The sequence below is a fragment of the Novipirellula galeiformis genome (assembly GCF_007860095.1).
GTDB classification, from domain to species: Bacteria; Planctomycetota; Planctomycetia; order Pirellulales; family Pirellulaceae; genus Novipirellula; species Novipirellula galeiformis.
Map to the genome: position 1 here is coordinate 612498 of NZ_SJPT01000004.1, position 22206 is coordinate 634703.

Below are 22206 nucleotides of genomic sequence, written 5' to 3' on the forward strand. Positions count from 1 at the left end.
GTCCCTCGCTGACGCGTCGGGTGGTGATTTGCTGGGGATACCGCTTCAATCGCATCGCTACCACGAATCGCCCACGCGAAACTTCAGACTCGCCGCCGCCGCAACTATTAAAATCGCCGCAGCGGTTGTTTGTGCCGTCGTGATCGATGTCGCTTCGGCAAGCTGCCCCCAAGCGATCGATCCACTGCTCATCGAAAACGCCATCGCCGTTAAATAGCATCCCATCCCTCGCGCTCGCATCCGACTCGGCAATGTCATCTGGGCCGTCGAATTCAGCGTCGTCAAGGTCATCATCCAACTGGCTCCCATGATCAAGGTTGCGGTGCAAACCAAAATTCCATTTGTCACATTGGCGAGCAGGGCCAATCCTCCGGCGAACCCGACCATCGAGATCGCAATCGTTTGGTCGGCGCCTCGAGCGCGCTGAAAATGGGGTAACAACCAAGCGGCCAATACCGCTCCGGCCCCCATACATCCGACCAAAAATCCAAATCCGCTCGCCCCCCAACGAAGATGCTCCTTCGCGACCAAAGGCAACAGCGACCACAACGCGCTAGCGGGCCACACGAATAAGACCACCCCGAGCATCGTATGCCGCATCGCAAGGTTCTTCGCCACATAACGCAGCCCTTGGTACATCGACAAACGAAACGACAGCCCCCGCGAGGATTCCCGACGCGCTCGTTTCCAGGACAACAACACAAACATCACGCCGGCAAACGACATCGCGTTGAGTGCAAACGACGTCCAAACGCCCGCCAACGCTATCAAGACTCCACCGACGGCGGGCCCCACCGCGCGAGCGAGATTGAAACTAATGCTACCCAACGCTATCGCTCGGGCGAGTTGATTTTTCGGCACCAGTTCGGGGATCGATGCTTGCCAGATGGGGACGTGTACCACCATCCCTAAACCGATGATGAAGGTGAACACCAGCAGCAAATTCGCGGTAATGATCCCGCTAAATGTCAGCAAGGCCAACGTCGCGGTACAGGCACAGAGCACAAACTGAGTCAGAATCAACATCCGTCGACGATCGATTCGGTCCCCCAATACCCCCACCGGAATGGCTAAGAAAATGATCGGGGCCGCCATCACGGTCCGCACTGCAGCAACCATTTGCGGTGAAGGATCTAGACTCGCCATCAACCATCCCGCACCCACCTCGTGAATCCATGTCCCCAAATTCGCGGCCAGCGACGCGAACCAAAACGTGCGGTACAGCGGGATCTGTAAGGGTGCCCATGCCGATGTTGATGTCGAAGCCGACACGGTACGATCGCGGTCAACTCGATCCATCAAGCAAATCCTCGACGTCGTGGTTCAGAGATGGTAGAAGTTCCCTCAAAAGATCAGATGTGAATTATCGTGCTAGCAAACTAACCCTCGTCTCTAGGCACGGTCTCTAGGCACGGTCTCTAGGCACGGTCTCTAGGCACGCTTCAGGGGACCAACCGCCTGAACAAAGTAGGATAACGAAAAATTGAAAAAACAGGAACGCGCCGATCGAGTTCGTCAACGACTAGCGGAGTTGTACCCCGATCCCCCCATCCCACTCGATCACTGCGATGAGTTCACGCTCTTGATCGCGGTCCTGCTGAGTGCCCAGTGCACCGACAAGAAAGTCAACGAAGTCACCCCTGATCTCTTTCACGTCGGCGGTTCGCCGGCGGCCATGATCGAACTCGGTCAAGAAGAAATTTTGCGTTTGATTCGTCCCATCGGTCTCTCCGCCACCAAATCGAAAAGCATTTACAACTTGTCGCAATTGTTGATCGAGCGACATCAGGGCGAGGTGCCGAGAACCTTCGAAGAGCTCGAAGCCTTACCCGGTGTAGGGCATAAAACGGCCTCGGTCGTGATGGCTCAAGCCTTTGGGGTGCCTGCGTTCCCGGTCGACACCCACATCCATCGACTCGCTCAACGCTGGGGACTTTCGAGTGGAAAGAATGTCGTCGAAACCGAACGCGACCTAAAGAAACTGTTTCCCGAATCGTCGTGGAACGACTTGCATCTGCAAATCATTTTCTATGGCCGCGAACATTGTACCGCCCGCAGCTGTGACGGTACCAAGTGTGGTCTGTGTGTGGAGTTGTATCCCAACCGAAAGAGACCGGTGGTTTGGAAAAAACCCTAGGTTGGAGTGCAGGCGGTAGGTTGGGTTACGAAGTCAAAAATCATAACCCAACGCGTCAGCGAGGGACCGAATCAAGCGTGGTCTTCCTTCGCGGACGCTTCGGCTCCCATGAAAAATCGGGGCTATTCGGCCGTCGCTGCGGCGATCCCCGCCGCTCTACCCGTGCTGAAGGCGGCTTGGAAATTGTAGCCGCCGATCCAACCATCCACGTCCAACACTTCGCCCGCGATATACAATCCCTTGGCGATTTTGCTCTCCATCGTTCGCGAGTTGACTTCACTCAGCGCGACGCCCCCGGCGGTCACTTCGGCTTTGTTGAATCCTCGCGTCCCGGTGATCGGCAATTCTAATTTTTTGATTCCGGCCAATATCGATCGACGGCCCCCCTTGCTCAGCTCCGCGATCGTCGGATCGGCGCATAATTCCGTTGCCAGCGAAGTGGCAAGGCGACTGGGGACCCATTGGTTCAATACACTCGAAAGCCGACGTCGTCCTGCCCCACCGGCGGTATCGCAAAGCGTCGCCTCGATCTGCTCGGCCGACACATCGGGCACCATATCGAGATGCACACGCACGCGAGAAAGGTTTTCGGTCAAGGTCACGATCCGGCTAATATCCATCGCCGCGGGCCCCGAAAAACCGAAGTGGGTGAATAACCAAGACGAACGCCGCGTCATTGTCTGCTTCGACTTCTTAGCTTCGCTGGTTTGATTCTCAGCCGTCACGACGCAATCCTCCAAGGTGATCCCCGAGAGCGCCTTGGTCCACTCAAACCCACCCGTCAATGGCACCAGCGCCGGACGCGTCGCCACAATCGTATGTCCCAACGGTTCAAGCCAACCGTAACCATCTCCGGTCGTCCCACAGCCTGGCCAACTTCGTCCTCCCGCGGTCACGATCACCCGATCCGCCGCATAGCTTTGTTCGTCGGTCTCGATACGCCATCCCTGAGGATCACGAATCAAACGTTTTACCGCTTGTTCGCGAATAATTTGGACTCCTGCTTCGACGGCTTGCCGCTGCAGCGCATCTCGCACCTCGATGGCGCGGTCGCTTTGCGGAAACACCTTTCCCGTATTTTCGACTTTGGTTGCCACCCCCAAATCCGCGAACATCCGCACCACTTCGGACGGTGGAAAGGCACCGATCGTGGGCTGAAGAAATCGAGCTGCATGCCCAAATCCTGGCAAGATGCCTCGCGCATCGGTATTGTGGGTCACATTGCAGCGGGTCCCGCCGGACATCAAGATTTTGACGCCCGTTTTGGTGTTTTTCTCGAGCAAAATGACGTTCGCGGACCGTTTCGCCGCTTCCGCCGCCGCCACCATCCCTGCGGCTCCGGCGCCGATCACTACAATTTGCATTAGGTTTTAAACCCGTGGATTTTCTCGTCGCCGAGGCGGCAACATGGCGGGGAATCCATGACACGCCCCCGTTCATCGTGTCACTTGTCGTCAAGAGGGGCTTATCATAACCTTGCCGCAACATTCCTACGACGCCCACACCCGACGCCCACACCCGACGCCCACACCGCCACTGCGATCTCCGGCATACCTATGTTTGACTACCTTGCCGATCGACTCGCCGAATTGAAATCGCATCATCGCTTGCGAACGCTTGTGCCTCGTCAACCCTTGGGCATCGAATTCATCGACGATGCCCAGCGACGGCTGATCAATTTCGGCAGCAACGACTATCTCGGCTTGGCCACCTCGCGTTCCCCATCGCCGATCGCACCGTCGGCAACCGGCAGCACCGCCAGCGCCCTGGTCTGTGGATGGACCCCGCTGCATCAACAACTCGCCGAGCGGATCGCACAGCTTGAATCGACCGAATCAGCCATCCTGTTTCCCAGTGGTTACGCGGCCTGTAGTGGCACCGTCGCCACGCTGGCCGAAGAGGGTGATTTGATCCTCAGCGACGAGCTCAATCATGCTTCGCTGATCGAAGGTTGCCGACTCTCACGGGCCGAGTGCATTGTCTATCCGCATCGCGATCATGAATTTGTCGCTAACACACTGGCACAACGTCGGCATCAATTCACTCGTGTTTGGATTGTCACCGACGGAGTGTTCAGCATGGATGGGCACGTTGCGCCGCTACGCGAACTGGCCGATTTGGTTCAGCGGTTTACAGCAACTTTGATCGTCGACGAAGCCCACGGCACCGGCGTGTTGGGTAAAACCGGAAGCGGGCTGTGCGAAGCATTGGAGGTCAAGGATCGCGTCGCCATTCGCATCGGAACGCTTAGCAAAGCGATAGGTGGCCAAGGTGGATTTGTGGCTGGCCCCAAAGTGGTGACCGACTATCTTGTCAATCGATGTCGTTCCTTAATTTTTAGTACGTCTCTGGCACCCTCGGCGGTGGCGGCCTCTCTCGCCTCGATTGAATCGTTTCAAGCCGAGCCGAGCCGGCGCCATCGGGTGCAATCGATAGCTCGTCATGTCCGTGAGCGGTTGTCATTGCTCACCACTTGTGAGTTGGAAAACTCCGTCCCAATCATCCCCATCGTTCTCGGTCAGGATGCCAAGGCGATGACGGCCTTTGAAAAGCTTGTTGAGGCTGGCTTCTATGTTCCTGCGATTCGACCACCCACCGTACCCCGAGGCACCTCTCGGCTGCGTCTTTCCTTGTCGGCACTGCATGACGATGCGATGATCGAGTCGTTAATCCGCGCGGTCGCAGAACTGATCCCAACCTGTTGAAGTCGATGGTTACTCGCGGCGAAATCTCCTTTCTCTGCGCTGTTTGGGAGAGCGTGATCGTAAGTGAAACACCTCCGTTCAATATTGCATTGAGAAGAGTGAGAAAAAGCCTCACCGAACGCTAACGCGTCCGACCCGCCCAAGGGGAAGGGGTGCCCCTCGTGCCATCCGATGCTTCTTCTCTCAAAACGGACGTCCCAGCCGTCTCCGGCTGCGGGTTTGTTGGAATTGTGGCTCGATTATCGCGTGAAAACCGCGTTATCGGAGCGATAATGGGTTCTCGGAGTCTCTTCAAATCGGATCCAATCGACTTTATTCTTTTACGGACAGCCTAATAAAGACGGAGATGGATCGTTGTTTGATTGCTTCTCGATTCATTTTCTCTGTCTCAGGAATCTGCTGTCATGGTTGCGGTATCACCCAATCGAGCATTACTGGCATTGCTTTTCGCCTTCTCTCTTGCCATCGGAAATTCAATGGCTGAACCCATCGGAATCATGGAACGCTACGCCTTGGCGGATGATCGCGAGGCGTTTCTCGGCGAGTTGATCCCAGGCAGCGATGACTATTACTTCTATCACAGTTTGCATTACCAAACGTCAGGGCAACTTGATCGAGCCGAAGTCATTTTGAACGATTGGTTGGCCGAACACAAAGGTCGAGAAACGCCCGTCATTCAAGGCATGATCGATCGGCAACGTTTGCTCACCTATTCCCAAACTCCTCAACGCACGCTTGACCATTTGATCAAGCGACTCGGCGTTCAATTGCATCACCCGGCACCGCCCGTCAAAGGCGAGCGACGTTACCCGAGTCAATTTGATGACTCCGCACTAAACATTGATCTTTTGATCAAAGAAGCGGTGCAACGTGACGAGCTGCTGCGACCGATCGGAATGCGTCATCTCGCAGAAAAGTTTCGTCGAGATCAAACCGCGGGTTTGAAGATCAATCTGCAAGATTTTCTTAAACGCGTTGACGACGCCACGATCGATAAACTGGATGAACTTGTCATTCGTGAATTGCAATCGCGTCGCAAGCAAGACGTGCGGTTTGGTGACCTTGCCGCTCATCAAATATTAACGCTCGCGGAACTCGATCGTGTTGCTGCTGCGGTTCCCGACATCGCTGACGACCATCCTTTTGTTTCCGCGAAACTACTGCGTCTTCGCCCCGGGGACGACACCGATTTGAGTCAGCAACCCGAACAACGACTGGCCTACCTCAAACGTGTCGAAGCCTACGTTCACACCTTACCGACAAGCTACAACTCGTTAAAAGCATCCGCGACGTATCGATTGCTCGAAGCGAACCTTGCGGCGGGGATTTATGATCGCGAGCTCTTTCTGCGTTACCTCGCACTGCCTCGGCAAAGCCCAATTGTTCCATTGGAATGGGTCAAACGACCGGAACAAAAAGCCAATCTGAATGAGAACTTCATGCCGCTGGCGATGCTACCGCCGATCGTCAATGAAGAGCCTCTCGTCCGAGTTTACCTCGAGCACTTTTTAGTCAACGAAGCGAATTCGGATGCTTTTTCCGAGTACCTGCTACCGGAGTACCTGCGTCGTGTGTTTGCCGAAACAAAGCTGATGTTCGGCATCGGTCAGGAAGAACAGTGGTATCGACTGTTGTCGGCCGAGGAGCGGCAAGCGATCCGTGACTCGGTGCAATTACGCTTAGCAGCTCAGAATCCGATCCGTTTTGGCAAGGAAGAAGCGTCGCAATTGCTCATCGACGTCAAGAACATTGATGAGCTGGTGCTGCGGATCTATGAAATCAACTCGCTCGCCTTTCTTCGCAATCATGATGAACGTCTTGATACCGACATTGATCTCGATGGTTTGGTTGCGACGTACGAACGAAAAATTGCATTCACTCAGCCCGCGGTCCAGCGTCATCGCGAAACCTTGACGCTTGACGAGATCACGGGTCGAGGTGTGTGGGTGGTCGAATTGGTGGGTAAAGGGATGCGAGCTCGCGCGATGATTCGCCGTGGTGCACTCCATCATGTTGATTCGAGCACCGCCGATGGAATGAAATTCACGATTATCGACGAAGACCGTAACCCCATCGCCAATGCGCGTATGATCGTGGGGGGACGCGAATTTTTAGCGGACGACAAGGGTTCGATTACGCTGCCACCTGTCGCGGAGCAAACTCAACGCGACGCGATCATCAGCGATGGCCAAGTGGCTGAGAAAATAACATTCTCGCACCTCATCGAAAACTATTCCCTGACCGCCGGCATGCACCTGGATCGCACTCAATTGCAGTCCGGCGATAACGCCACTTTGTTGATTCGTCCACGGATTGCGATGGGCGACACCTCCCTCGATCCATCCGTTTTGACGGACGCGAGCGTTCGTATCGAAGCGACCGATTTAGATGGTATTTCAACGACGAAAACCATCGACGACGTCAAACTCGATGCGAACAGCGACTTGGCCGTCTCGTTCCGTGTCCCCACGCGGTTGCAGCACCTAAACGCGGTTTTGACGGGGAAAGTCCGCTCATTATCGGACAACCAAGTTCGTACTCTGCGCACCAGCGAAGAATGGAAAATCGCCAGTGTGCGGAATACCAACGCTACCCACGATGCGTTTTTGACCCGCGATGGCGACCAATATGTGATCGAAGTCCGAGGCCGTTCCGGTGAAGCGATCGCGGGTGCGACCGTTTCGGTTTCGTTGTCCACCAATGTGAGTGCCTCGGAGATCCAACGCACGCTCCAATCGGACGACCACGGGCGAGTTCGTTTATCGACACTTCCCTATGTGAACGAACTTCGCTATTCCGTCGGTTCGGGGCCTCGGCATGTTCGTCGATTGAAACTCGACGAAGTCTTTTGGCCCAACACGCTGCACACCACTCCCGAACTTGGCCTGGCATTGCCGATCGCCGATGTGGCAGTCGCTGCTTCGGAGCGCTATCGATTGCTTCGTCTACGGGGAGGCGTGTTCGATACCGATCGGTCCGACCGATTGATGATTGAGAATGGAATGCTGTCGATCCAGTCACTCGAGCCGGGTGACTACCGTTTGATTGATCGCGATACCGCGATCCAAACGACGATCTCGGTAGTCGAGGGCCCTGTGATCGACCGCGTTGCTGCGGGAGCGATTCGCCACCGTGAAATCTCTCCCCTCGTGCCCCTCGGCGTGGCCTCGATCGTTCGCAATGCCGAGGGACTGCGGATTCAATTGTCCGGGCAAACCGATCAGGCTCGCATCCATGTGATTGGCACGCGTTACTTCGACTTAGGGATGGCGGGCAAGTCGTTGCATTTGCCACTCGCTCCGGTTCGCGGCCGTAGTGTGTCGCTACCGCAGTGCGGCTACATCAGTGATCTGCGTTTGGGAGATGAATATCAATACGTGCTGCGCCGCCGCTACGCCACAAAATTCCCTGGCGTGATGCTGCCTCAACCAGGAGTGATTCTGAATCCATGGGAAACCGAAGCGACAAGCAACACCAGTCAGGCGGTCGCAGCAGGCGATCAACCGAGGCCGTCCGCAGCCGCGGCCCCAATGTCTCGAATGCATTCAGGGAACGCACATTCCGCTGGGGAGGCGGCTGAAGTCACGTCGGATTACGATTTCTTAGCGGACAGCGGCATGACGGTCACCAATTTGCGTGCGGACAAGGACGGCATCGTCCATGTTCCCGCGGATCTAATCGATGGTTTACCCCTGCTGCAAATCATCGTCAGCGACCCGACGACAGTGATCCAGCGGACGCTCACCGCTCCGCTTAGCGACGTCGATACGCTCGATCTACGACTGGCTAAAGCGATCGCCGCCGAAAAATCAGTCTCCTTTGAAAGGGCGGTGACGATTGTTTCCAAAGCCAAACCGTTGAACATTCAAGAACTGGGTTCGGCTCAACTCCAAGTCTATGGAAACGTCGGTGCACTCTTAAAACTGTACCAAACACTTGTTCCCGATGACCGCTTTGCGGAGTTTGATGAGCTAGCTCAATGGGACCAGTTTAATACGTCTGAAAAGCTTGATGCCTACTCTCGATTGGCGTGTCACGAATTGCATCTTTTCTTGAAGGCACATGATCCCACTTTCTTCAACGCCACGATCAAACCCTATCTGGAAAACAAAAAGGAGAAACAGTTTGTTGATCATTGGTTGCTCGACGACGACTTAACACCCTACACCTCGCTTTGGCAGTACAACCAACTGAACTATGGCGAACGAGCGCTGTTGGCGATGCGCGTTCCTGCGGTCCGTGAATCGGTGCGACGCGAATTGAAGGAGTTAGTCGAACGCCAGGATACCGATTACGACCAGATCCGGATGCGCATCGAAAGTGCGCTCAAGGCTAATGTGATGTTTGCTGAATCGGACGATGCCATGGCGATGGATGGCATGAAGGGGGAAAAAGCCCCGATCGCTAACTTCGGCATGGGTGGCGGAGGAATGGGTGGCGGAAGATTTGCAGGTGCCGGAGGAGCGATGTCGCCGGCGGACAAATCCGACGCCAACCGCAAGCGAGGCCGCCGAATGGAGAAGGCGAAAGAGGTCCAAGAACTTGCCGAGATGGAATCGATGGCCTTCGATGAGTCGAAGGACCTCGGGATCGACCGTTTGTCACGTCGTTCGTTATCCAGAACGCTCGCCTTTTTTCGCGATCTCGACTCGACAAAACAGTGGGCGGAAAGCCAATGGGATCATGTTCGCACCGCCGCGGGACCTCCCCCGGTCAGTCTGATCTCGGTCGATCCCTTTTGGGCGGGTCTTGCCTTGTCCGACGACAGCGTTCCTGCGGTCTCCTCTGAGCTATTGCATCCGGTTGCAAACCGGCATGCCGCTTTGGTCGCGTTAGCGATGTGTGGTCTGCCCTTGAAGGCGGGCGAGATCGGGCTGCCTAACAAGGAAGGTGACGCGTACGCCCCAGAGCATCCCGTCGCCGTGGTCATGAAACGTTTACGATCGCTAAAAATCGACCCCGACAACCAGAGCAGCATTTTGGTAGGACAACGGTTCTCGTTAGCGAGCGATCCGCCCGCCAGCCAATCGAAGCCGTCCGAGGAACCCAAAGAGTTTTTGACAGGGATCGCCTACAAAGGTCAAACCGTGATCTCGAATCCAACCGCCGACCCACAGATCGTTGAAGTCTTTTGGCAGATTCCCGAAGGCAGCTTGCCACTTGCCGGTAGCCAAGTCACTGACAGCGAAACGATCACGTTGGAACCGTTTGCCGTTGAAGCGATCGAGTACCAATTTTACTTTCCCAGCATCGGCAAGTTTCCCCACTATCCCGCCACGGTCGCCCGTGACGGGGAACTGCTCTCGCGCGGCAGCACACGGACGTTTGCGGTCGTCGATCAAGCGACGGAATTGACAAAAATCAGCTGGGAGAAAGTCGCCCGAAGCGGAACCGCCGCTGAGATCAGCGAGTTCTTAGCGAGCACCAATCTTCATCAGCTCGATTGGATGTTGGTGGCTCACCGGATGTCCGAAGCCGATGTCTATCACGCGGTAACGAGCGTGCTTGAAAGTGCCCACCTCGCCATCACTGAATTGTGGGCCTATTCGTTAACGCATCGTGACGAACCGGCGATCGAGAACTTCTTGTCGCTTCGCGAGGATTTGGTCCAGCGTGTGGGTCCTGAACTCGATAGCCCGTTGTTGCATGTGAATGCCACCGACCAACGGTTCCACGAGATGCTTGAATTCGCCCCCCTCGTCCGCGCTCGAATCCATCGTTTGGGCGAAGATGACGAAATTCTTAATCCCACCTTCCTGGACCACTATCGCGACTTTGTGCGTGTGCTTGGATTCAAGAAAGAGGTTCCGCAAAATGAAACGCTAGCGCTGACTTACTATTTGTTGATCCAAAATCGGATTGAAGAAGCGATTGCGACGTTTGCCAAAATCGAGCGTGATTCGATCGCTACTAAATTGCAATTCGATTACATGGATGCGTACTTGGCCATGCATCAGGGACAGTACGAGCGAGCGGAAAACATCGCCAATCGCCGAACTGCCGAAGCGGTGCCACGTTGGCAATCTCGGTTCTCGGAGCTCGCCAACCAATTGAAACAACGTCGTGAGCTGAGGATGAACGAACAACTCGTTTCCAACGACGCGGGAAGCGACGAAAACGAAGCGGTTCAGGCCGGCTCGGCGGACCTATCCGTTCTCGATCGTGAACAACAACAAGCTTCTGCTGCGGACCAACAACCCGTCGTAATGGTGCGTGTCGAAGGGGACTCGTTGCGGATCGATCATCGACAAACCAAGCAAGCGACGCTCAACCTATATGGGGTCGATTTGGAATTGTTGTTTAGCAAAGCACCGTTTGTTCGCGAAGACTTGCAGCGGATGGCAATGGTCAAGCCGACTCATCGTGAATCGTTGGACTTTGAACAAACCAATGGGATCGCCCGTTATGAATTGGACGAAAACCGGCGTCGGCAAACCTTGTTAGTCGAAGTCGTTTCGGGGGCATCGCGTGATACCGCCCTGTACTTTGGGGGCGAGATGACGACGTATGTTTCGGAGAGCTTCGGACAATTGCAATCCAGCGATGCGAAAACCCATCGTCCTATCGATACCGCCTATGTGAAGGTCTACGCTAAGTATCCCGACGGTAACATTCGCTTCTACAAGGACGGTTACACCGATTCGCGAGGCCGGTTTGATTACGCCAGCGTGAGTGCGGATGATGCAAAGGGAGCGACCCGTTTTGCGATCCTGGTGCTCAGTGACGAGAAGGGTGCAACGTTACACGACGTCGCCCCACCGAAGTAGTCGCGTTACCGGTCGCGTGCCATCGGCATGATGACGTAACTGAAACCATCATCGGTGGTTAACAGGGCTGGCTTGGATGACGATTCGATTTCCATGATGAAATTCGTTTCGTTGTCCAAGACTTTGCAAAAGTCGGCGACGTAACGATGGTCCATCGTCAAAGTGATCGTTTCGGCGTCGTAAGGGATTGGCAATTCGATTTGAGATTCACCGATATCCGCTGTGCTCGCTTCGAGTTTTAGCGTGCCATCGCCAAAGGTAAAGTCGATGCCTCGGCTCTCGTGATCGGTCACAATGGCCGCTTGGCGAAGGGCTGCGAACAACGGTCCAACCGCCATGTCAATCTGCTCAGCCGAATCTCGCTTCGGGAACACTTGACGCCAATTCGGATAACGTCCTTCGACAAGTCGCGAGTAGATGACCGCTCGCGGGGTGCGAATCAGCAAGTCGTTCGCTCGAGCCGCAACGTCGACGGTGTCGTCCTTGTCGCTCACCGCTCGCTCCATCAACTGGATTGCTCGTGTGGGGACGATCGTGCTCGTACCGGTCGTCTGATGACCTCCCTGCGGCTCTCCGGTCCCTTCCATCTTGGCCAAGCGGCGACCATCGGTACCGATTGCGATCACCGAGGTCCCTTCCATTTCGAGCAACACCCCACCGAGTGCATAACGACTGCTCTCCGCATCGGTGGCGAACACCGTGCGGCGAACCATTTCGCGGAACAAGCGGGTGGGCAAGACATGAAACTTGTCTTCGTTGAACTCCGTGACGCTAGGAAATTCATCCGGATTGCTGCCGGGAAGGCGGAACTTACTGCGGCTGCCGGTGATGCGAATCCCCGCATCATCGGTTTCGATGGTCAAGGTTTCATCATTGCTTTCTCTCAGGATCGCCATCGTTCGTTGCACAGGCAACAGGGCGGTTCCCTCGGTTTCCACTTCGACCCCTTCTTCGAGATCCAAGCGAATCCCCACGTCCAAGTCGGTCGCGGTCAACGTGATCCGATCACCCGATGCGGTCACTTTGACGTTTTGAAGAATCTCTTTGGGCGAACGTGTCGGAGCGATGCTTGCCGCAAGAGCAAAGGCTGCGGTGAGTGATTCGCGTTGGCAAGTGATCTTCATGGAACCATGGACTTACTGAGAGAAAGAAGATTTCGTAGCCATGTTGTACCGGTTCACAGGCTGCTGTGTGTAGTGGTGAAACCAATCCAGATCAGAACATTCACTGGGTCCTCCTCAAAGGTTTAAAGAATATATAAATCGTCGTAGTCTTAATACGACATCCAGAACTGTTCGTAATCTCGAAACTTGATTCCTAACTTGTTTACACCAATGGGTTTGCGGTTTAGGTAGGGGTGTGGAAAAACCGTGGCTGTGAAGTGAAAATGTCGTTGAGGAAGAGGACAAAGACCAACATGGACTGACACAGCAAAGGGAGGGCGAACAAAGGGAGAGGACAAAGTCACACCAAGGACGACCAGGGAATGAACAAGTTATCCACGATAAAAAAAGGGTAAAAAGACAGGAAAAGCAGGGGGGGAAAGGACCTGGATTTGATCGAAACCTAGGATCTCAGCGACGGCTGTATCGTTGTTCAGGGGCTTTGTTCAGGGGCGGCAGCTTGTCGCGGGACCGCCGATCCGCCAGAAGTAGCCGAGCGAGCTGTCCCCAACGCAAGGTAGGTGAGAGTACTTATCGGGGGCCGCAGCAGCGGGCTCAATCCGGCCGCAGTCTTGAGTAAGTTCTCGTGATCCGCCGAGTCTAAGCATTGGCGCGAGCCCTCCGGTTTCCGTCGAACCCAAGAAAGTAAGGATGGACAAAGCATTTGATGGCATGAATTATCGGCCTCAGAAGGTCGTTAGGAAGTTTTTTATCGAGCCAGGATCGCGATCTTGCTCCTGGCTCTAACACCAGACGCATGCTTCGTCTTGGGTTGGATAGCGAGCGCATCGGTGGCAGGGAATCGCAGCCACGGCGGTAGAGCATTGACCGCAAGAAGAAGCGAGGATTAGGCGTTTCTGATCTGAGTTGGGATCGATCCCAACAAACGCTCTGGGGCACTAACCACCGAGTTTATCGGCGAGTTCATCCGCGGCGACGCGGAGCTCGGCATCGTCGTGCAAGAGTGTTTCGGTTTTGCGGATCGCGTGCAGGACTGTCGAGTGGTCGCGTCCTCCAAAATGTTCGCCGATATGAGTCACACTCTTGGATGTGATTCGGCGAGCCAACAGCATCGCTAGGGAGCGGGCGCGAACAATGTGCTGTTTGCGTGAACTGCTTCGCAACTCGCTTGCTTTCAAGCGAAAGTAGCGAGCAACGGTGTTGGTAATCTTATTAAGCGGGATTTCCTCATCGGGTGCAGCGGACTCGATGGCGTACGCGATCGCCTGACAACACGGTTGTGCCTCGTTCATGCGGCACCACAAATCGACTTGCCGAATCGCAGCGGATAACGCACGCACGGGAAGCGTTGGATCCAACCCGTTGTCGAGCATTTCAATGAGCGGTCCGTCGAGCTCGAGACCCAACTGCATCGCTAATTCCGTCAGTAACATCGTGCGAGTTTTCCCTGCCGGACAACTCATCGCGATGGTCAAACCCGGTAAGGAGCGGCTGACCAAAGCAGGCCGCAAACCACGCACTTCGGTAGGCAGACGACGGCACGTCAACACGGTCGGTCGTTGGGATTCACAGCGAGCTTCGATCCGTTGGGCTAGCTCTTCCTGAGCCGCCGGTTTGCTGGTGATCAAGTGAAGATCATCAATGATTAAAACCGGAACCTCATCGAGCTCTTCACGCAAATGTTGCAAATCGTCCGCTGCAACGGCTTCGGCGAAACGACGGGCAAACTCAATCGCTGGCACGTGTTGGACGCCACTTGCATCGATGTACCCAAGCTTGTTTGCATGACGCACCGACAAATGAAGTGCCAGCGCTGTTTTGCCCGTTCCACTTGGACCGACCAACAACAGGGGGTTGCCCAGCGCAAAAACCGACGCCTCTTGGCGAGCGATAAAGGCGACCAAGCGATTCTCGGGGCCCGCGATGAAATAGGGCAGCAGTAACGGACTGACTGCGGATTCGCGACGACGTACCTTTAGCGGTGGACGCTCCAACGGAAATGCGAAAAGATCGCTATCCGCTAGAGGACGCTTCAGGTCGGGCTCGGTTGTCAGCATTGCAGATGACAAAGCAGCAACATGGTGATCCGGCGTCGCCGCGCGCTGGATGGCTTAAAAATTGGAGACCCATTTTTTGTCCTGCGTGCGGCGACGCAGAACCACTTGTAAACCAGCGGGATTATACCGAATCAGCCATCGATAACGAGGGGGAAAATAGCTAGTTTTCCACATCGTTTTTTTTACCTAAACGCTTGTAGCACAACGAGATGCGATCGATTGCATCGTCGATTTCTTCAACCGTGGAAAACTTTGACACCCCGAGCCTCAATGCCGATTGTACTAATGCTGCTGATTTTCCCATGGCCAACAGCACGTGACTGGGGGGGCTACTGCCGCTGCTGCACGCCGAACCACTGCTGAGGGCGATCCCCGCAAAGTCGAGCGCCATCAGCATTGATTGACGATCGGCCCCGGGAAATGAGAGGCAAGTGGTGTTCGGTAATCGGGGGGGGGCGGGTTGGTTGGCCGCCGCACTCGAACATCCATGCACGACCAAGTCGGCGTGCCGCGATCGAAGTCCTTGTTCGAGCCGATCGCGGAGCGAACTCAGAAGGGATTGGGTTTCGTGCAAACCGGCGGTCGCCAATTGCAAGGCGAGGGCCATGCCACAGATCAATGCGACCGGTTCGGTGCCGGGACGGCTTTCAAGTTGTTGTTCTCCGCCGTGCAGCAAGGGACGCAGTGGAACACCTCCGTCGAGCCACAGCGCTCCGATACCGGGGGGGCCGTGGAATTTATGGGCCGACATCGTGACCGCCGAGGCACCGAGTTGGCTCAACGAGAGCGGCACTTTTCCGATCGATTGGGTCGCGTCGACGTGAAGCAGGGTGCCCCGTTGGCGGCAAATACGGGCGGCCTCGTCGATCGGTTGGATCACGCCGGTTTCGTTATTGGCCGACATTAACGAAACCAAACCGGCCGGTTGGGTTCCCGATTGAATCAATTCGGCGAGCGTTTCGACTTTGGCGACGCCCTCCCCATCGACGTCCAACCAACGGATTTCGCGTCCCTGGGTAGCGAGATGCTCGGCGACAGCAATCACGCTGGGGTGTTCGATCCGGCTGAGCACGATCGGAGCCGCGGGATCGGCGAGCCCACTGAGGGCCAAATTATTGGATTCCGTGCCGCCACTGGTAAAGATCAGCCGCGGGCCGCCCGGTTGATCCAGCGGCGAATCGAGACAGGAGGCGATCGTGTCGATGGCGTCGTCGATCCGCAAACGAGCGGCACGCCCCACGGCATGCTGGCTCGACGCGTTGCAGGGACCGCTGCGAAACACTTCGGCAATCACGTCGGCGACGCGAGGATCAATCGTGGTCGTCGCATTGTTATCGAGATAGATCACGTGGCACTGCGTTTGCTAGGAAGAGGGGGCTTGCTAGGAAGAGGGGGCTTGCTAGGAAGAGGGGGCTTGCTGGGCACGGCGAGTTTCTTCAGGGCGGCATCGTTGGGAAAGTCCAGTAGCGCTTCTTCCAGCAAACCGGCCGCGAGATCGTCACGCTTGGCCGCACGCATATCAAGGATCAAATCATGGTATTGTCGTGCGAGTATCGCGTCGATTCTCGTGTTCAATTCGTCGAGGCTTTGCTTGCGCTGGGCCAGTTCAAACAGGGGAGGCATGAGTAGGTAGAGTTCACGGTCGGCGAGCCGTTGGATCACGGGCCAGAATCGTTTGGCATGTTCGGGGTGATCGATACTCCATTGTCGCCAATACTCGTTAGGCGTTTGTTGCAGCGAGAGTTGGTCGGCCAAGAGCTGAGCATCCGCCGGGGTCGAGCCCGTAAAGCCCCGTGAAATTTGGACCAAGTGCCATCGGGCGGTGGGCGTCGCGGGATCGAGGATCAGTTTGTTTTGGCGAAGGTAGATCGCCGTCTTCGCGGTCGAAGCGGTGCGGCGGATGGGGGTGATTTGCCAATGCAGCAAGGGGATCTCATAAAATTGAAAATCTCGCATCAAAAAAGTGGTTGGCGAAATTTCGCGGCCGCTGACAAAGCCTTGGGTGCGAACCCATAGCAGGACAAACAAAGAGACTAGAATCGTCGCCAAAACAAGGATCCATCGTCGCAGTGAACCTTTTTGTTTCTTCAAGGTTCGCGATGCAGAGGGGCTAGACGAAGCGGACGATGGGGGCAATACCGTGGTGGACAAGGCAGTCAGGATGAAAGATGTTGCGGAAAAGGTGAAGAATCGGTGGGATACAAACGATTGTCAAACAGTACGTGGGTTCGGCAAGGCCAAGCCAGGGCCGAAGCAACGACTAGTGCCGAAGCAATGCAGGGCCGAAGCAACCTATCGTACCGAGAGCGGGCTGATTTTCAGCCCGGCACTGCAATGAACACGCCGTTTAGCGTAATTCGCCGTGAAGTTTCATCACTTTGTGCATTGCGATCACGAGCATTGCCATTTTAAGCCATCCAAACGTATCGTGTGATGAAACGTAACCAATCCACCTTAGCCCAGCGAACGATTGCCCTGGGAACGATTGCCCAGCGTACCTCGGTTGATCGAGGACACTTTGCGTTAGTGTCCAACGCAAAGCCGCGATTACCGCGGCCCTATGCGGTGCTATGGGGGCAATATTCGCATGCCGATGAGGATGATCAACCGATTGAGCAAGAGACGAGTCCCCACACTGCGAGGGGCTCCGAAGACAGTATCGATAAGAAACGCAAGCGAACCGAAGCGGTTCTGTTCCTTTCAAAATCACCGGTCTCGCTTCGTAAACTAGCCCAAATGGCTCACTTGGCGGATGCTACCGAGGCCCGTACACTTGTCCGCGAACTCAATAATACCTACGAAAGTTATGGTCGGGCCTTTCGAGTGGAACTGATCGCCGGTGGTTATCGTCTGATGACCCGTGCGACACTTTCCCCTTGGTTAGCTCGACTCGGACATTTGCCTGCAGTGATGCGGTTGTCAACGCCGATGATGGAAACGCTTGCGGTGGTCGCCTACCGTCAAGCGGTTTCTCGAGCGGATATTGAAGCGATTCGTGGTGTGGCGTGCGGCGATCTGTTGCGACAGTTGATGGAAAAAGATTTAGTAAGAATTGCTGGGCGTAGCGAAGAATTGGGTCGACCGTATCTTTACGGGACCACGAAACGTTTTTTACAACTTTTCGGATTGGCAAATACCGAAAGTTTGCCGCCGATCGAGTGGCAGATCCTGCAGGAAGTCGAACACGATCCCACCGCTGAGAACGACGCCTCGGAAACCGACCCCGAACAACCCCTTGATTCCACATCTATCGATCCGTCCACTAATGATGATTTTCCATCCACGAAGGAGTCTGTCGTGAGCACCGCCCTCGCATCGGTTCTCTCCGAAGCCGATTCAGAAGTTTTGGTCAACCTTGATCCCAATGCCATCTCGTACATTGATCCTGATACAGGGCTCGTCGAGGATGCACAGGCCATCATTGAAGATGAAGAAGATGAGCTGTACGGCGACAACGACGACGAAGAGGATGAGGATGACGACGTCGACGACGATGATTGGGCTGACGACGACGATGATGAAGACGACGACGAAGAGGATGATGACCTCGATGAAGAGGACGACGACGACGAGGATGAAGTAGACGCGGAAAATGCCGACTGGGAAGAAGTCGATGACGACGACGAAGAAGAATGGGACGACGACGACGAAGAAGAAGACGATTGGGATGACGAGGACGACGAAGAGGAAGACGACGACGAGGATTGGAGTTAACTTCGTCGGCTCGTGCTGGTTCCAACCGATGTGCTGGTTCCACTCGATGTGTTAGTTCGCCGCGGTCGATCGAGCCGGCAAGAGTTCACGCTCGCTGTTTCGCGCGAAGGGGTCTCCAAGAGGAGACCCATGTCAGCCTACCCATGTCAGCCCATCAGGGCCCGCGATGACTTCAGGGCCCGCGACACCTTCAGGCCCGCGACACCGCTCCGCCGCCGTGGGAATCGATTACGTCAAAGACCACGCTATTCGTCGCCCAAATTGAACAGGTGGCGTAGCGCTTCAAGCAATCCACGCTGGTGTCCTTCGGCGGCATCGTCGCGTACCGACGATAGGGGCGGATGAAGCAATTTATTGGTCAACCGATCAAACGACTTGTCGATCTCTTGAATCACCGATGGGTTGACGTTTAATTGCTCGAGCTTGTTCTTCAAGCGTTTAAGCTCCTCGGTTTTGATCTCGGCCGCATTCTCGCGTAAGCGGCGAATCACTGGCCCGGTAGAGCGATGGTTCACCGCCAGGATCAAACGTTCGGTTTCGTCTGCGATGATTTGTTGCGCTTTGGGATATTCCTTTTCCCGTTCGCGTCGATTGCGCTCGCAAGCCGCTTTTAAATCGTCGATCTGGTACAGATAGACGTTGGGAAAATCACCCAGGGCGGGGTCGAAATCGCGTGGGACCGCGAGATCCAAGATCAATAACACGCGTCCTTTGCGTTTGCTGCGGATGCTTTCAAACAGGGCGCGATCGACGATCGGTTCCGGGGCGCTCGTAGTCCCGATCAACAAATCGGCCTCGATCAATTTCTCAGTTAAGGAACTCCACGGCGCCGTTTGAACGTCAAAGCGGTTGGCAAGTTCGGCGGCCCGCTCGGCGCTTCGATTGACAATCGTGATCTTGGTGGCACCGGCTTGGAGGAGGTAGGGCAGCGTTTCCTCGCCCATTTCCCCCGCGCCACAAACCACAATTTGTTTGTCATGAAGCGAATCGAAGACTTCGGGAACGACCTCGCCGACCGCCACGCTGGGAACGCTCAGCCGGCGGCGGTGAATCGAAGTCTCTTGCTGAACTCGCTTTGCCGTTCGATTGGCCGCTTGAAAGACCGCGTGCGTTAAGGGGCCCGTCGAACCATTGTTGCAAGCCAAGTCGTAGGCTTGTTTGACCTGGGACAAAATCTGAGCTTCACCCAGCACCATGCTGTCGAGACTCGCTGCGACCGTAAATAGATGTTCGACCGCCTCGGGCCCGGTCCGATAGATCATGTGGTGGATGACTTCATCCGCGGTTAACTGATGTTGGCCAGCGAGAAAGTCGGCGACAGAATCCCGATCCAATCCGACCGAATCGTCGTTGGAGGAAGCATACAACTCAACGCGATTGCAGGTGCTTAACAGGACCAATTCGGCCGAGGGAAAGCGTTGTCGAAAATCCTTTAACGCCTTGCCAACTTGATCTGCGGTAAAGGAAATGCGTTCACGAAATTCGACCGCAGCGTCACGGTGGCTACAGCCAATCATTTGTAATTTCATGATCGCAGTGCCTCATGCCGCTGCGATCGATCGGTCGCGGTGATCGCGTCAATGTTCTCAGCAGCAGGGGTCTCGTCGCGACCGTGCGAGGAAGTCATCACGCCAACGAATGCCAAAACCAGAAAACCGAGACTCGCCAACGTCAAGTAAATCGCTTTGCGACCTTGCCGCGCGGGTGCGTAGAAGAACTCAACCGAGCTGGCTACGATTAACCAGACCAAGAGTAGAAAACTGAACAAGATTCCCCCGTCCGTCCATGCCACTTGGCCCCAACGATTCAAATTCATCACCACCCCGGCCAAGACGCCGATGGCCACCGCGGACGTGCTGACAATCAAGCATTGGCGGTTCAAGCGAGCGAGTGTTTCGAGGGTCGGTAATCGCAAAGCGGAACCGGCACGTTTTTGTTTCAAACGCCACGATTGAGCCAAGTACATCACTCCGGCGAGAAATCCAATCAGCACCGCCCCGGCACCGGTCGCCATCCCAAACGCATGCACGCTCAACCAAACCTCCGCCGCCTCGGAACGGGAAAAGGGGGGCATCGGTCGAACGGCAATCGATAACCCGATCAGCAACAAGATCACTGGCAAAAAGAAGAAACTGATGACGGTATCGGGGCGGCGAAGATAGAAAACTAAAAAACAAATGGCCATTCCCAAGGCCAATAAGAGTGACCATTCGGACCAACTCGCCAGCAGTCCACGATCCGCCGTTGCCGCCGAAGCGACCATCTTTAGCACCAAGTAGCACAGATGGGTGAACAGCCCTAACCCCATCATCACGATGACGAGTAAGCCGCGTCCAGGTATCTTGCCTAGCAAACGGAGTAGTTCTAAGACGAGCACAATCAAGTAGCTCGCAAAGAAACAGGTCACGGTTATCTTGCTAAGAATAGCGAGCATCGTGGTGATTCGTGGGCGATGGGGGGGCGGTGACAACGTACGAGCGAATTTACAAAACATTTCCAGCAACCATCCTACACACTCACTCAAATTTGTCAGCTTGGCAAGTTTAGAAGCGCAATCGGACCGAGGAACCATGGAAGATTCAAGCCACAATCGATACGCCCGCCAGATCCAATTCAATCCCGTGGGAATCGAGGGACAGCGGCGCATCGAGCAATCGCGTGTGACGCTGCTCGGTTGTGGTGCGCTGGGCAGTGTGGCCGCGGAGATACTCGCTCGAGCCGGGGTAGGGCATCTGCGGTTGCTCGACCGCGATCTGGTCGAGTGGACGAACCTGCAGCGACAAGCGCTGTTTGACGAACAGGATGCCGAGCAAGGACGAGCGAAGGTTCAAGCGGCCAGCGAGCGATTGACGAAAATCAACAGCACCATCGAAATCGAACCGGTCGTCGTCGACATCACCGCTGACAACATCAGCGGGGTGCTCAAGGGCTCGGATCTCGTGATCGATGCGACCGACAATTTCGCGATCCGGTTTCTGCTCAACGATTGGTCGCTGAAGAACAAAACCCCTTGGGTGCATGGAGGCTGTATTGGGGCGAGCGGTCAAGTTCGTCTGTTTGATGGACAGGGGGCCCCCTGCTTTCGCTGTCTGGTTCCGGAGCCCCCTCCCGCAGCGTCGGTGGCGACCTGTGATACCGCTGGGGTGCTCGGAGCAGCAACCCACGTGGTTGCCAGTCTGCAGTCGCTCGAGGCACTCAAGTGGCTCTCGGGCAACCGTGACACCGTTCACGAGGAACTGTGGTCGATCGATCTGTGGCGGAACCGCTTCCGAGCCTTGGGGATCGACCCCGGGCTGAGCCAATCCTGTCGAGCGTGCGGTGAACACCAATACGACTTCTTAGATGCCGATCATGCTCGCTCTCGCAGCGCCGTGGAGATCTGTGGACGCGACGCCGTTCAGATCACGCCGGCAACGGCATCCAAGGTGGCGCTCAAGCAGGTCGCCGAGCGTTGGCAGGGGCAAGGAGAGGTTCAAGCGAATCGCTTCTTCGCCCGATTGATGATCGCGTCTCAGGGCAACGAACCCCCGCTGCGGTTAACCCTCTTTGCCGATGGGCGTGCGGTGATTGATGGGACCGACAACGCCAGCAAGGCGCGATCGCTTTATGATCGCTTTGTGGGGGGGTAGCGTCCAGCGGACTGCGACGGGGGGCTCCCCCCAGCGCCGATCGAAACGGGCTTCCAAAAAAAAGGGCTCCCGA

Annotated in this window: 13 protein-coding genes; 5 read left to right on the forward strand and 8 right to left on the reverse strand. The window is 55.6% G+C overall.

Going from position 1 to position 22206, the window contains the following annotated elements; all coding sequences use genetic code 11:
- Window positions 1-57 precede the first annotated feature (57 nt).
- Complete coding sequence (locus Pla52o_RS13225; RefSeq protein WP_146595065.1) at window positions 58-1299, reverse strand: MFS transporter; 1242 nt, start codon at window positions 1297-1299, stop codon at window positions 58-60.
- 184 nt (window positions 1300-1483) lie between these two features.
- Here Pla52o_RS13225 and nth point away from each other — a divergent pair, with 184 nt between their 5' ends.
- A complete protein-coding gene (nth, locus tag Pla52o_RS13230) occupies window positions 1484-2137 on the forward strand; it encodes an endonuclease III (protein WP_146595066.1) in 654 nt (217 codons plus the stop codon).
- Window positions 2138-2259: 122 nt separating this feature from the next.
- Here the strand turns inward: nth and Pla52o_RS13235 are convergent, their stop codons facing one another.
- Window positions 2260-3501 (reverse strand): BaiN/RdsA family NAD(P)/FAD-dependent oxidoreductase, encoded by a 1242-nt coding sequence (locus Pla52o_RS13235; RefSeq protein WP_146595067.1) that lies wholly within the window; start codon window positions 3499-3501, stop codon window positions 2260-2262.
- A gap of 192 nt (window positions 3502-3693) precedes the next feature.
- Here Pla52o_RS13235 and Pla52o_RS13240 point away from each other — a divergent pair, with 192 nt between their 5' ends.
- Complete coding sequence (locus Pla52o_RS13240; protein WP_231612307.1) at window positions 3694-4842, forward strand: aminotransferase class I/II-fold pyridoxal phosphate-dependent enzyme; 1149 nt, start codon at window positions 3694-3696, stop codon at window positions 4840-4842.
- Window positions 4843-5318: 476 nt separating this feature from the next.
- Window positions 5319-11609: a hypothetical protein gene (locus Pla52o_RS13245; protein WP_146595068.1), complete on the forward strand. Its 6291-nt coding sequence runs from the start codon at window positions 5319-5321 to the stop codon at window positions 11607-11609.
- A gap of 5 nt (window positions 11610-11614) precedes the next feature.
- Here the strand turns inward: Pla52o_RS13245 and dnaN are convergent, their stop codons facing one another.
- From dnaN to Pla52o_RS13265, 4 genes are all read right to left on the reverse strand, one after another.
- On the reverse strand, window positions 11615-12733 hold the full coding sequence (gene dnaN / locus Pla52o_RS13250) for a DNA polymerase III subunit beta (protein WP_146595069.1): 1119 nt from the start codon (window positions 12731-12733) through the stop codon (window positions 11615-11617).
- 938 nt (window positions 12734-13671) lie between these two features.
- The gene (locus Pla52o_RS13255) at window positions 13672-14802 is read right to left on the reverse strand and encodes a helix-turn-helix domain-containing protein (protein ID WP_231612308.1); all 1131 of its coding nucleotides are present in this window, start codon (window positions 14800-14802) and stop codon (window positions 13672-13674) included.
- Between the two features lie 148 nt (window positions 14803-14950).
- Window positions 14951-16138 (reverse strand): cysteine desulfurase family protein, encoded by a 1188-nt coding sequence (locus Pla52o_RS13260; RefSeq protein ID WP_146595070.1) that lies wholly within the window; start codon window positions 16136-16138, stop codon window positions 14951-14953.
- The gene (locus tag Pla52o_RS13265; RefSeq protein ID WP_197169215.1) at window positions 16135-16839 is read right to left on the reverse strand and encodes a hypothetical protein; all 705 of its coding nucleotides are present in this window, start codon (window positions 16837-16839) and stop codon (window positions 16135-16137) included. Before Pla52o_RS13265 ends, Pla52o_RS13260 begins: the two co-directional genes overlap by 4 nt.
- Window positions 16840-17223: 384 nt before the next feature.
- Between Pla52o_RS13265 and scpB the strand changes: the two genes are divergently transcribed.
- The gene (scpB, locus tag Pla52o_RS26900) at window positions 17224-18504 is read left to right on the forward strand and encodes an SMC-Scp complex subunit ScpB (protein WP_197169216.1); all 1281 of its coding nucleotides are present in this window, start codon (window positions 17224-17226) and stop codon (window positions 18502-18504) included.
- A 245-nt stretch (window positions 18505-18749) separates the two neighbouring features.
- Here scpB and hemA read toward each other — a convergent pair whose 3' ends face one another.
- The gene (gene hemA / locus Pla52o_RS13280; RefSeq protein ID WP_146595072.1) at window positions 18750-20033 is read right to left on the reverse strand and encodes a glutamyl-tRNA reductase; all 1284 of its coding nucleotides are present in this window, start codon (window positions 20031-20033) and stop codon (window positions 18750-18752) included.
- Window positions 20030-20938, reverse strand: a complete 909-nt coding sequence (gene ccsA / locus Pla52o_RS13285) for a cytochrome c biogenesis protein CcsA (protein ID WP_146595073.1) — start codon at window positions 20936-20938, stop codon at window positions 20030-20032. Before ccsA ends, hemA begins: the two co-directional genes overlap by 4 nt.
- Window positions 20939-21074: 136 nt before the next feature.
- Between ccsA and Pla52o_RS13290 the strand changes: the two genes are divergently transcribed.
- Entirely contained in the window at window positions 21075-22133 is a 1059-nt protein-coding gene (locus Pla52o_RS13290; protein WP_146595074.1) for a ThiF family adenylyltransferase, read from the forward strand.
- The last annotated feature ends 73 nt before the right edge of the window (window positions 22134-22206 follow it).